The sequence below is a fragment of the Myxococcus sp. CA033 genome (assembly GCF_013336625.1).
Lineage (GTDB): Bacteria > Myxococcota > Myxococcia > Myxococcales > Myxococcaceae > Myxococcus > Myxococcus llanfairpwllgwyngyllgogerychwyrndrobwllllantysiliogogogochensis.
In genome coordinates, this window is sequence record NZ_JABUMU010000028.1 from 106798 (window position 1) to 119701 (window position 12904).

10 protein-coding genes are annotated in these 12904 nt (G+C 66.6%); 4 read left to right on the forward strand and 6 right to left on the reverse strand.

All coding sequences use genetic code 11. The features are described from left to right. Positions 1–70: 70 nt before the first annotated feature. On the reverse strand, positions 71–2137 hold the full coding sequence (locus HUA78_RS39515) for a hypothetical protein (RefSeq protein ID WP_174478570.1): 2067 nt from the start codon (positions 2135–2137) through the stop codon (positions 71–73). A 556-nt stretch (positions 2138–2693) separates the two neighbouring features. On the opposite strand from HUA78_RS39515, the gene HUA78_RS39520 reads away from it, so the two are divergent. Next, the gene (locus HUA78_RS39520; RefSeq protein ID WP_174478571.1) at positions 2694–5162 is read left to right on the forward strand and encodes a hypothetical protein; all 2469 of its coding nucleotides are present in this window, start codon (positions 2694–2696) and stop codon (positions 5160–5162) included. Between the two features lie 203 nt (positions 5163–5365). Continuing rightward, entirely contained in the window at positions 5366–5926 is a 561-nt protein-coding gene (locus HUA78_RS39525; RefSeq protein ID WP_174478572.1) for a hypothetical protein, read from the forward strand. A 145-nt stretch (positions 5927–6071) separates the two neighbouring features. On the opposite strand, the gene HUA78_RS39530 is transcribed toward HUA78_RS39525, so the two are convergent. Continuing rightward, positions 6072–6674, reverse strand: coding sequence for a hypothetical protein (locus tag HUA78_RS39530; RefSeq protein WP_174478573.1), 603 nt, complete (start codon positions 6672–6674; stop codon positions 6072–6074). Between the two features lie 100 nt (positions 6675–6774). After that, positions 6775–7065: a hypothetical protein gene (locus HUA78_RS39535; protein ID WP_174478574.1), complete on the reverse strand. Its 291-nt coding sequence runs from the start codon at positions 7063–7065 to the stop codon at positions 6775–6777. A 289-nt stretch (positions 7066–7354) separates the two neighbouring features. Between HUA78_RS39535 and HUA78_RS46050 the strand changes: the two genes are divergently transcribed. Further along, positions 7355–7666: a hypothetical protein gene (locus HUA78_RS46050; RefSeq protein ID WP_174465106.1), complete on the forward strand. Its 312-nt coding sequence runs from the start codon at positions 7355–7357 to the stop codon at positions 7664–7666. A 221-nt stretch (positions 7667–7887) separates the two neighbouring features. Here the strand turns inward: HUA78_RS46050 and HUA78_RS39540 are convergent, their stop codons facing one another. After that, positions 7888–8553, reverse strand: a complete 666-nt coding sequence (locus HUA78_RS39540; protein WP_174463517.1) for an O-methyltransferase — start codon at positions 8551–8553, stop codon at positions 7888–7890. Positions 8554–8644: 91 nt separating this feature from the next. Between HUA78_RS39540 and HUA78_RS39545 the strand changes: the two genes are divergently transcribed. Next, positions 8645–9349, forward strand: coding sequence for a TetR family transcriptional regulator (locus HUA78_RS39545; protein WP_174478587.1), 705 nt, complete (start codon positions 8645–8647; stop codon positions 9347–9349). Between the two features lie 63 nt (positions 9350–9412). Here HUA78_RS39545 and HUA78_RS39550 read toward each other — a convergent pair whose 3' ends face one another. After that, positions 9413–10486 carry a PQQ-binding-like beta-propeller repeat protein gene (locus HUA78_RS39550; protein ID WP_371745772.1) on the reverse strand — a complete coding sequence of 358 codons (1074 nt, stop codon included), beginning with the start codon at positions 10484–10486 and terminating at the stop codon, positions 9413–9415. Between the two features lie 242 nt (positions 10487–10728). Next, positions 10729–12864: a carboxypeptidase-like regulatory domain-containing protein gene (locus tag HUA78_RS39555; RefSeq protein WP_174478576.1), complete on the reverse strand. Its 2136-nt coding sequence runs from the start codon at positions 12862–12864 to the stop codon at positions 10729–10731. Positions 12865–12904 lie beyond the last annotated feature (40 nt).

The window sequence follows — 12904 nt, forward strand, 5'->3', positions numbered from 1 at the left end:
GGAGGTGTGCCCCCAGACAACAAGGGCACGGAGGAGGAACCCTCCGTGCCCTCGCGCAACCCCGACAACCTCAGTCCAGCGTCAGCCGGAATGCCCCGTATTGGTAGGCATACCAGGGGTCGACCTTGACCACGACATGGTGGCCCCCCGAGAGCTGCGGCGTGAACTCGCCCGCGGAGTTCACGGCCACCGGCTGGCCCATCGGGTCCAACACCTGGAACATCGAGTAGGCGCCCAGGACCTGGACCCGGCGCGGCTGACCTGCCACCAGGTCGGCCGCGAAGACATCCACGTCGTAGAAGGAATCCAACCCGGCCATGAACGACGAGGGGAAGGTGATGACCGTGGCATGGGCCACGTCGTCCCCATGGTCATCCACGGCGGCCACCTCCAGCCGAAGGTCATAGAAGGCCCCGACGAACGCCTGGTTGACGGTGACATAGATGGGCCCCGCCTCGACCGGATCGAAAAAGAACCGGGTCGGACCTCCATGGTGAATCCGACGCGCCGGCCCGTTGGGCGTCTCGAAGGTGAGATCGCACACGGTGCAGTACAAGTTGTAGAGGGTCTGGTCCTGCGCGTGGAAGACGAAGACATCCCGGTCCTGCTCGCGATGCCGCCAGCCCGTCGCGGTCTGCCCCGGCACCAGTACGGTCGCGCCCACTTGCGTGTTCGCGTGGTCGTCAGGCCCCATGTCGGTGGCCTCGATGACGTACGTTCCTGGGTAGCGGATGCCACCGGGATCAAGCTTCACCTCCAGGGTGTACTGCGCGTCCTCCGCGGCCTCATGAATCAGATTCCCGGAGATCGAGGTCTGGAGCGACTGCCCCTGGGCATTCCTGAGCTGAAGGGCCTGGGAACTCCCCGTGCCGCTCGTGCGAAGGAAGCGATAGATGCGCCCCGCCTGGACAGGGAACGCGAACACATCCACGTCCCCGCGCGTCTCCAGGTGGCCGTCGAGCGTCGTGGGGAACGCGATGGCCGTCGCCACACCAGCCGAGTCCCCATGGTCATCCAGCCCCAGGTCCTCAAGGGCGCAGGTGTAGGGGCCGACGAAGTTGTCGTGAAAGAGTTCGACGGAATAGCCACCAGCAGCGGGCGCCTCCACTGAGACACTCGTGCTCCAACCCGACACATGGACCGAGCCCTCCACCGCCACCCCAGCGCCGTCACGGAGCAGGAGGCCAGGGCTCGGTGGCGCACTACAGGTGAAGCGATAGAGATGGTCCTGTACCGCCGAGAAGGTGAAGACATCCCGGTCCTTGGCATTCGACACCCTGCCGGTGAAGGGCGTGGGCGAAGGGGTTAGCGGTGTGGCGAACTCCAGCACGTCCCCATGGTCGTCGGCCTCGAGGAAGTCGAGCTGGAGGGCGTAGGTACCGTTGAGGAGCAAGGGCGCGTACCAGTCCGGGGTGACCTCTACGCTGTAGGTCCCCGGGTGCGTGGCATTGAAGACGGCTGCCTGGACCGTCGCTCCCGTGGCAGTCCCCACCGGCGAGGTGACATTCACCTTGCAGGGGTTCAGCGTCGTCGACTCGCAACGCACGCGATAGACGGCTCCCCGTGGAAGGGACAGCGAGAACACATCCCGGTCGAAGACATACTCAAGGACGCCAGTAGCAGCGGTCGCTGGGTTCCAGGGCGTGGCGGTGGCGGCCAGGTCCCCATGGTCGTCCAAACCCAGCTCGATGATTTCACAGGAGTAGGGACTCACCGTCACCGCGAGCCGGGAGGAGATGCTCAGGTACGTGGGCTCCGTGACCGCCACCTTGAAGTGGATGCCCATTCCAGGCGGCGCCCAGACCCCCTCGGTCTCCGCCCCCTGCATCTGGGCGTCGAAGCGGCGAAGGGTCCACTCCGAGAGCGGGCCGGAGAAGAGGCACTGGAAACGGTAGTAGCGCCCAGCCTGGGCGGTGAAGGAGAAGACGTCGTGGTCCCCGTCGAACTCCAGGGCGCCCACGATGGGGCCGGCATGGGGATCGACGGGGGTGGCCTCCCACGGCACGTCTCCGTAGTCATCCTGGACCAGCGACCCGCGCGAGGTGGAATGGGAGGCCAGGTCGGAGGACTCACCTCCACACGCAGCCAGCAGCAAGATGCAAAGACACGAGAAGAGGCGTCGCGATTGTAGCGGCATGATGGAACTCCGCGAAGAATTTCCGGCCCAGCCACGGATTGTATATCACCAAGCGAGTGATTAGCGTCACATTCCGGGCGCAAATCCTGCCATCAAGACCACGCGAAGGTTCCAGCCCCAATCAACTACCATTCCAAAGGAATCTTCCAAGCAACAAGCATTGTCGCACTTCTGTCCGACGAGCCTACCCGGACCGAGCCAGCGCTCTGCATCTCATCATGGCCGTTGCCATTGAAGTTACTGGCGTCTGAAATGATCGTCGCTCTCTCGACAGGGCCTGCTGACTTCAATCCAAGACACCACTGAATGATGCCTCCGAGGAGCCTTCCTCCCCGCCCCTCTCCGGACCACGTGCACACGATTCGGGACCTGGCGCAAAGACGCGCGGCAGCACCAACGTGCCCCAGACGGCGTCTCGAGGCCACGGCGGGGGGCCACCTTTCCGGCAGCCTGGATACAGATACAGTGGTACTACGACAGTCAAAGGAACACGAAATTCGTGTAAATATTGATAGGCCCGGATACCATGGAGGTGAACCAAGGAGGGTTCTCCATCATGCGTCTCTCCCGCCGGGCACTGCCCGGACTTCCCATGTTCGCGGTGGTCTCACTGCTCCTCCAGGTCTGGGGCGCCTCCGAGGCCGTCGCCGCCGAGCGGCGCTTCCTCGTCGACTTCGGTGACGGGCCCACCGCCACGCCGGGGTGGAACAATCTCCACTTCGGCTCCACGGGCTCATCGCTGAGCAACCTGGTGGACGCCACGGGCGTGGGCTCGGGGTTGTCGCTCCAGATAACGGACGGGTTCTGGCAGGGCTGGACGGGCGCCTACAACGGCGGGGGCACCACCGCGAGCACCGTCTATCCCGCGTCGGCCACGCGGGACACGTTCTTCATTGGCACCAACGAGGGGACGGACTCGCAGGCGCAGGTCCGCCTCTCCGGGCTGGCCATCAATGGCACCTACTCGCTGCGCTTCTATGCGTCGCGGATGGCGGGTGACTCGGCGGACAGGACGACGCGCTACACGGTGGGCACGCAGGCGGTGGAGCTGCAGGCGACCAACAACATCGACGGCGTGGTGGAGTTGACGAACCTGGTGCCCTCCAACGGGGCTTTGGACATCACCGTGACGATGAAGCCCGGCGCTATCTTCGGCTACCTGGGCGTGCTCGAGGTCATCGAGCAGGACGGCGGCGTGGTGGTGAATCAGCCCCCCGTGGTGAACGCCGGGGCCGACCGCACCGTGCCGCTGCCCACCAACACGGTGGCGCTCCAGCAGTCCTTCTCCGACCCGGAGGGACAGAGCATGACCTTCGTGTGGTCCCAGGTCTCGGGTCCCACCACGGCGCGGCTCTACCAGAACCCCTGGACCCCGCTCGTCGCGAGCAACCTGGCGCAGGGCACCTACGTCTTCCGCCTCACGGTGACGGATGCCCAGGGCGCGAGCGCGTCCGATGACGCGAGCGTGTCCGTGGTGCCGAGTACGGGAAGCGGCACGCCCTTCCTGCGCACGCTCACCGAGAAGTCCGTCACGGCGGGCGGCAAGCTCATCCACTACTACGAGTCGCTGCCTCGCGGGTACAACACGGACCCGAACCGCAAGTGGCCGGTCATCGTCTTTCACCACGGGGTCGGCGAGAAGGGCAGCACCCCGGAGTCGCTGCCGAGCGTGCTCGGCAACATGACGCTCGTCCGGGACAACCTGCCGTTGGAGTTCGCCATCAACGGAGTGACCGAGTCGTTCATCGTCATGATTCCGCAGCTCCACGGAAACTACGGCGACTGGCAGGACTTCTTCACCCAGGCGATGATCGACTCGGCCAAGGCGAATCTCCGCGCCGACGCGGACCGCGTGTACCTGATGGGCTTCTCGCTGGGCGCGTTCCACACCTGGAGCTTCCCGCAGCGCTCGGACGCGCACGCCCGCCAGATTGCCGCCATCGTCCCCTTCTCGGGCGGGCGCGTCTACAGCGTGAACGGCGTGTCACAGGTCTGCCGGCTGGCCACCGAGGACGTGCCCGTGTGGGCCTTCCACGCGGCGGATGACGGCACGGTGCACGTGAGTTCGACGGACGCCGCGGTGAACGGCCTCAACGCCTGCGCCCCCGCGCCGGACCCTGCGCCGCGCTACACGCGCCCCACGACGGGGGACCATTGGATCATCGGCTCGGGCGCTTCCCCCACGCAGCCGGTGGCCAGCAACATCTACCACTGGATGCTCTCCCACCGGCGCGCCAGCACGCCGCCCCCGCCCGTCACCCAGCGCACCCTCACGCCGAGGGTGACCACGGTGCCCAAGCTCTGGAACGGTCAGATGGGGTACTACGAGTCGTTGCCGCGTGGGTATGACGCCGACCCGCTCCGTCGGTGGCCGCTGCTCATCTTCCTCCACGGCATCGGGGAGCGTGGCAATGGCACGACGGAGCTGTCCAGGACGCTGGCCAATGGCGTGCCCGCGCAGATCAACGCGGGGCAACCGCTGGAGTTCACAGTCAACGGGGTGACGGAGTCCTTCGTGGTGCTCGTCCCGCAGTTGAGCGAGAGCGGCTCGAGCTGGCATCCCTATCAAATCGAGCGCCTGCTCGACGTCGCGCAGGCCGGCTTGCGCATCAATCCCAAGCGCGTGTACCTGACGGGCCTGTCGCTGGGAGGCTTCGGTACCACCGCCTTCGTGGAGTTCTCGCTCGCGAACTCCCAGCGCATCGCGGCCATTGCCCCCACGGATGGTGCCCACTACGGCGGCATCATCTGGACGCCGGACCTGGACAACGTGACGACCGACGCGTGCCATCTCGCGCAGGCGGACGTGAAGGTCTGGCAGTTCTACGGGGCGAACGACAGCAGTTGGGGGCGGACGGCCACGGACTTCGTCGCGCGACTGAACGCCTGCGCGCCTCCGTCACCGACGGTGGTGACTCGCTACGAGAACGTGGGACATGCGGCCTACACCCGGGCCTACTACACGGACCACACGTATCACTCCCCGAACCTCTACGAGTGGTTGCTCGCTCAGCAGCGCCCGTAGGCGATGACGCGAGGCCCCCACTGCTCGCGCGGATTGGGGGCCTCGGACCCGAGGGAAGGTGACGCCGTCGTGAGCTGATTCGAGGTGGCCGGTCCACCCATCGGACTGGTCTCCCTCGCCGAGGTCGAGCGTGCGCGAGATTCCCATGGCCCGAGTTCGGGCAGGTCGACGCACCTGTTCGGCTGCTCTATGTTGGGCAGTCGATGAAGCGAGATCCGCCCGGCAGCAAGGCGCCCTCGGCGCACCTGGAGGGGCTCGGGTCCTCGCTGATGCATACCGTCCGCGTCTGGCAGGTCGCTCCGCTCCACACCCGATGGACCGCCATGCTCCCCGTCCGGGCTGGACGCGAGGAGGAGGCGCGGCGCCTGGTGGCCGAGGCGCTGGCGCGAAACCCGGACATGGGAGGGGGGCCGCCGCGCAACGCAATCGGGTTGTTCGAGCCGGGGTCCGGCCGTCGTGGGCCGCGCTTCAACCTGAGTGACAGCGCCCCGCTGCCGCCCGCGTCGCTCTACCTCGAGTTCATGCCGGCCGGCGCTGACATGGTGTACGCGCAGTACGCGCTGGCGCAGCGCATCCTCGAGAGTGCCGCGCCGCTGATCGAGGATGCGCGCTGGTACGCCATCCTCACGCAGTGCGAGGATATCCTCGACTGCTGGGAGCTCACGGCGGGCCGGCTGCGCTACGAGCGTCACCTCACGGAGGAAGAGCAGGCCCGAGAGCTGCTGCAACAGCTCGAGCCGTCACTTCGGGGCCGACTGGACTGAGTCCCCATCGTCCTCCCGAAAGGCCATTCGAGGAGGACGTTCGACTTCAACGTGTTCGCCTGCGTGAGGTGTGGAGGCAGGCGGCGGGTCTTGCCGTACGTGCAGGGGGCTCCCATCCCTCCTATGCATTGACCGTCCCTCTTCCTCAGTCGCGCAGCAGCCGCTGCCCCGCGAGCACGTGCTCGACCCACGACTGTGACGAGCTGAGCGTGGGCGAAAGCCGAGCCACGAGGGCATCTCCCTCGATGGGGTCCGGAATCGACGCCGGCAGATAGATGGCTCCTCTCTGACTCGGCCGCAGCCACGCGCCGACCTGGGCCTCACCGTGGACGACCAGATGCGTCGCATCCGTCCCATTTGTGACGAGATTGCCCGTCAGCTTGAGGTCCCCCTCGATGAACACCTGCGCCTCGTGTACCAACAAGAGGTCGCTCGCAATCAGCGAGCCCTTGATCCACAGCGGCACGTAGACGCCCACGTCGCGAATCACCAGCGGGCCGTCGACGATGACGTCCCCTTCGACGACGCACACCATCGGATCCTCATTGCCCACATACGTCGGACCACTCAACGAGAGCGTGCCCTCGTGCACCACGAAGGTGACGTCACGTCCGCCGAAGAGGTCCTCGTAGTTGACCGAATCATCGCTGACCTCGATCAGGGAATAACGCTCGAGACCCACCTCCGTTGCCAGGGGTTCGAACCGCGCACCGGTGAGCGTCGTGTAGGGCTGGGCCTTTGGAGACATGAGGGATGAGTCTACAGCGCTGGCTCGAGCCCGTCTTCGTCACGCAGCTCCCCCAGCACCTCCCGAACGAGGTGCTCGGCATGCCCAACAACTTCATCCGCTAGAAGCAGATGTCGCGCACGTCTTCGTAGACCGCGTAGCTGGTGGGCAGGCCGTAGTAGAGGGTCATCGCCTGCTCACAGGTGAGACACGCCCCCTCCCCGCTCAGGGTCGAGTAGGCGCTGTTGGTGTAGAACTTCACGCGGTACAGAGAGTGGCAGATCGGGTGCAGGCCCTCCTCACGAGAAGCGACGTCCTCCTCCACTTCAGAGGGAACGCCCGACCCACCACATCCCATCACCAGCAGCCCCGTCGCCAGCAACACGCCCCGGATGACCGTCGCTCCCCACATGGATTTTTCTCCTGGAACTGAGTTCCCGATGTTCACTCCATTACAAGAGTAGCACTCGTCGAACAAGCCCGGGGCCTCTCCTTCCTCTGCGAGGAGCATGGGCCACGGATACCCTCCAGGAGACAACCTTCTCTGTCGCCGACCGGTGCGGCCCTTGCTTCCCCGCGGATCGCCACGGCGACTGACGACCTCACGAGAAGATAGGGATTTCCCGCATGGCCATGCGCAGACAGTGGGTTCATGATGCGAATGAATCCGGATGTCCGGGTCCAACCCCAGGAGTGCGCGTATGACTTCGAAACTCATGCAGGGACTGCTGTTGGTGGCTGCACTGGCACTCCCCACTGGAAGTGCACTGGCCTTCTGTCAGGACGGAGACACCCAGACGTGCCTCTGTCCCGACGGTTCGATGAGCGTGCGCTACTGCGTCAACAGCCGTTTTGGCCCCTGCGAATGTGGAGGGGGGCTGGGTGGGTCGCCCTCATTGACCGAGGAAGCGAGCGCGGCGGAGCAAGCGACGTCCGAAGCAAGCACGGCACAGGTATGCATCGAATCACTGACGCTCGAACAGTCGTCGGCGCCCTCCGGCACTCCGGGCTGAGTCCGAATGACCGGCCCCGACAATCCCTTCCAGGCCGCGTTACAGTGTGGGCGTGAGCCTGGGCTCGGACATCGTCGGCGAGCAGTGCGGGCCTTCCGTTTCACCCTCGTGCCATGCGTGGGCCGCCTCAGGTCTGCCCACCACAGCTCCATGAAGTCGAAGCGGGGCTGTCGGTGGGCAACCCGGGGACTCGCGATTCATGTCGCGTCTGTCCTCACACTTCAGCCGAGCCGCATGGACAGCTCGACGTCCTCCGCGAATGGCGTCGAGAGATAGCCACTCCTCGGGTCTCGAACCCGCGCGAGGTAGTCGGGGCTGTCGTCGGCGTTGTCGGCGACGATGAGCGCCCCCGGACGGAGCTGGCCCTCGAGCATTCGCAGGATGTCCGGGTAGAGCGCCTTCGCCCCGTCGAGCAGGAGCATGTCGACCCGCGGGGGGATGTCGAGCGCGAGAGTCTTCAGTGCATCTCCTTCGCGAATCTCCACCAGGTCCGCGAGGCCGCCCGCTTCGAGGTTGCTTCGTGCACGAGCGACCTTCGACGGCTCGAATTCACTCGTGATGACGCGGCCCCCACCATTGTCTCGGAGTGCGGCGGCCAGATGCAGCGTGGAGATTCCGAACGACGTCCCGAACTCGACGATGGTCCGCGCGCCCGAACTGCGCGCCAGCATGTAGAGCAGGAGGCCCGTCTCGCGCGACACGGCCAGCGCGGCGTTCTTGAGCCGTCCGTAGAACTCCAGGTAGTCCGTCTTGCTTCGCATCATGCGCTCCCGCTCCTCGCGCGAGAGCGCCGCTATCTCCGGGATGGCGAGAGGCGACACCGCCTCGGCCTCTTCGAACAAGCGGTTGAGCAGGGGGGCAAGAGGGCTTTCGGTCAGCGTGGTCATCGGTTGCTCCGTTCCGTGCGGCATCAAGTGTGACGCTGGACAAAATGCGACGAATCATTCAGGTTCACAATTCGCATTGACGGGAGTGCGCATGAGCCCGCGACGAAGTCCTCGAATCTCCACGAGAAAAGAGCCCCAACAGGCGCGCTCGAACGACCTCGTCGACGCGGTCCTCCGCGCGGCTATTCAGGTTCTGGCGAAGGAGGGAGCCCCGCGCTTCACGATGGCACGCGTGGCCGAGAAGGCCGGCGTCAGCGTCGGGTCGCTGTACCAGTACTTCCCGAACAAAGCGGCGGTCCTCTTCCGACTCCAGGCAGACGAGTGGCGACAGACGACCGCGCTCACTCGGAAGCTGCTCGAGGACACAACGCGTCCGCCGCTTGCACGGCTCCGCGCTCTCGTTCACACCTTCATCCAATCCGAGTGCGACGAGGCCGCGGTCCGCGTCGCGCTGAGTGACGCCGCGCCTCTCTATCGGGATGCGCCCGAAGCCCGCGAGGTGCGAGCCTCGAGCAAGGCCACGTTCGAGGGCTTCATGCGCGAGGCCCTGCCCACAACACCCAGACCGGCGCGCATGCTCGCGGGAGATCTCGTCATGACGACGCTCAGCGCAGTGGGGAAATCCTTCTCGGAGAGGCCTCGAACGCCCGCGGAGATTGCCAGCTACTCCGATGCGTTGGCCGACATGCTCTGTGCGTACCTGGAGACACTCTCGGGGAAGGACATCGCTCCCTCGACCGCGGTCGACGCGGCACAGCCCCCTCCTTCACGACGCCCCTCGGCAAGGCGGCCGTGATGCCTTTCGGCTGCCCCTCCGAACCCACCGCACACGATTCAGGGGCGGGTCCGGACCCGGACGCTACGCCAGCGCGATGACCGCGCGTTCACAGCCCACGTAGACCGTGCCGTCGGCGACGAGCGGCGCCGTCGTCACGCGGTAGGGCGCCTTCCACCGCCAGCGCTCTGTTCCCTCCCGAAGCGTCCAGGCGTGGATGGCGTTGCCAGCCCCCATGTAGACGACGTCCCCTGCGATTGCCGGCGAGACCGTGGCGGCAGGCGACTTGTCGAGCGTGACTGACCAAAGCTCCTTCCCGGTCTTTTCGTTCAGTGCGTGGAGAATCGCGTGATCGCCGGTGAAGCACACGACGCCATCCGCGACGGCGGGCGTCCCCCACAGCGCGCCGCGCGTCTCGTAGGACCAACGCTCCTTGCCGCTGGCGAGGTCGAGCGCGCGAAGGCGCTTCCCCATACCGGACAGGGCATAGACCGTGCTGCCGTTGATGGCGGGCGCTCCGCCATGACCCATCGCACCGGCCTTCGCCGACCATCGCTCGACTCCCGTGGCGCGGTCGAGCGCGACGACGTGGCCCTCGGCGAAGCCCTGGCTGGTCCCGACGACGACGTACTCGCGCGTCACGCCGACCGCGGACTGCACGCTCTCACCACGGCGCAGCTGCACGCGCCATCGCTCGGCTCCCGTGCGCGCGTCGATGGCGACCACCTCACCGAGCCGCGTTCCCACGTAGACGTCATCGTCGACAACGATGGGAGAGGAGGTCGCCTCGGCGTCGCACGAGACGCTCCAGCGGATGGCGTGCGTGCCCAGGTCAACGGCGTGGCACTGCCCGCCACCGACGACGAAGAGCAACCCATGCGCAACCATCGGATTCGAGATGCTCTCGGGAACGCCCCCTCCGACCCGCACGTTCCACAGCTCCTTTCCCTTCGAGAGGTCGAGCGCGTAGAGCTTGTCGTTATCGAAGTTCGCGAACAGCACGCCATCATGGATTGCAGGCGTGTTGCGAGTGGTCACGGGCGAACTCGGCGCGAACTTCCAGCGGGCCCTCTTGACCACGAGAGGTCCCGCTCCCTCGAAGTGACCGGTCCGCGCGGCATTGGCGCCAAAGAAGAGGGAGCGAGATGAGTCTGACACGGGAGGTTCTCCGGCTTGGGTGGGCAGCGGGGCCGCGGCGTCACGCCAGGAGCGCGGCTGGAGGTGATTCGTCGCGCCAGGCGTGGCGCTGGGTGCGGCCGGTGAGTCGGCCAAGGACGCGAGCGGTACGACTTGAATGGGAAGCTGCTCGAGTGACGATTCCGAGGCCAGGGCCCGGCGGGAGATTGAGACGCCGGCCCGCGCCCCCAAGTAGCTCTCACCCGGCCCCTGTCGGCCTCACATCAATTTCCCGTCAACACCACCAGGTTCGCGCGCACCGTCTGGCCTTCAGCGCCCTCGAAGGGCACCGGCTCACTGGGTCGATTGAGCACCTCGATGGCGCCGGCCCCGGGCGGGACCCGCAGGACATAGGTCCCGTCCGTCGAGAGCGTCCCGAAGTGGTCCTCTCCATCGATTCGCGCGAGCACGCCGCCCGACTCCAGGGGCAGGCCCCGGGCATCCCTCACCACGCCTTCCAGCGTGAGCCCGGGCGACAGACGCAGGTGCGCGGTGTCGACACCCGCGGGGATGAGCCGCCGCGTCCTCGGCCACTCGTGATGTTGGATCTCCAGCAGGAAGGGCTCGTCGGGAACGCCTGAGAGATAGAGACTTCCATCCGGATAGGTGGCTCCGAAGCAGACATCCGGCCCGTCACGTCCGGGCAGCTCGGGCCATCTGCACCGCACCGTGGCCTCCCAGAGCCCCTGCCCGTTCGGTGCCTCCACGCGCCCCGTGAGCAGCCGCCCCATCCCCAGCTTGATGTCCCCGATACGGACTGTCGCCCCGGCGCGAGGCGCGAGCTTCCGGAGCTCGGGAGCGAACCCCTCCGCGGAGATGCTCACGTACAGGGGCTTGTTCCCTTCGACAGGGAAGGACAAGGAGAAGCGCCCCTGCGCGTTCTCGAATGACTGGTGCGCCACCTGGAAGGACGGGATGGGGCGGCCCCGAGCATCCACCACCCGGCCACTCACCCGGACCGCGTCGCGGACGCTCGCCTCGCGCTTCGATACGAGCCTGACCGGCTCGGGCTGCTCATCCAGGACCTTCACCCGCTGCGATTCGTCATGGCCCTGCGCGTCCGCGAACACACTCGCCTCGCCCGGCGGAACGTGCTCGAACGCGAAGCCCCCGTTGCGCGCCGTCGCCCGGCGAATCAGCAGCTTCGTCCCTCCTGTCAGCTCCAGGTTGAGTTCCGCGTGCCCGCCCTGGATGGCCACGCCGCGCTCGTCGACGAGCCGGCCACGAAAGCGGCGAGCGCCTTGGAGGTCCAACGTGAGCGTCCGCGCTTCGCCCTCGAAGCGAAACTCACGGGAGACCCTCCGATACTCCTCCAGCACGTCGAAGCTCAAGGACACGAGGTACCTGCCGGGAACCATCCCATCGAAGCTCGCGCTCCCGGCTTCATCCGGACGCCGAGCCCTGGAGGAGGTTCGGACATCGCGGTGCCCGAGCGGCCCGTCCACGTGCACCCATATCGGGTGAATCAATCCCTTGGGGAGCACGACGGCGACAGTCAATCGCCCACCCGCGGGCACCACCCAGCGCACCTTCTGTGAGGGAATCACCACCTCGCCCAGCGCGGAGAGCCGGTCCTTGGGCTCGACCAGGAAGGAATAGCGGCCCCGCGCCAGCTCCGGCAGCTCGAAGGAGCCGTCGGCCCGCGTCTGGGCCGAGAGCGGCGGCGGCCAGAAACACGTCGAGGGGAAGCCCACTCGGCCGTAGTGCTTGAGGTGAATCCAGGCGCCGACCACGGGCTTCCCATCGCTGTCGACGACCTCGCCCCGCAGCGTCTCCGAGCGCTCGAGGACCACGTCCAGCGGGGCCACCACCGAGACGGGGGCGATGTACCGCGATACGTGCTCGGGAGCATTCACCAGGACCGCGATGGGCGAGAACCCGGGCACAGGCACCTCGAACCCGCCGTCCTCGCCGGTGAGCACCTCCTGGTACTTCAGCAGCCCGAGCCGCTGCTGGATTCCTGCTCGGACCCGAACGCCCTTCAGGGGAGTGCCGGCCGCCCCGCGCACACGGCCCTTCACGACCCGGGGCGGTGCGAGCTCGATTCCCACGAAGCGCTCGTTGCCCATCACCATCGTCACTCTCTGGGTCCCCAGTTCGGAGCCACGCGTCGCTGTCAGGACCCATGGTGCGCCGGCCACGCCTCGGAACACGAAGTGGCCACGCGCGTCGGTGCGGGTGCTCAGGACGTGCTCACGGAAGGTGGCTCGCACCTCCACGTCGGGCACCGGCCCCGAGGAGGAGACGACGAGCCCCTCGATGAAATGGGAGCCCCTGGCCGAGGGCTCCTCGGCCACCGCGGACGTCAAGAGCAGGACCGACAGGACCCACAACGCGTGATGGAAAAGACGAAGGCGCATGCCACCTCCGAGGCCACTCTACCCTCGCCTGCCCATTGAG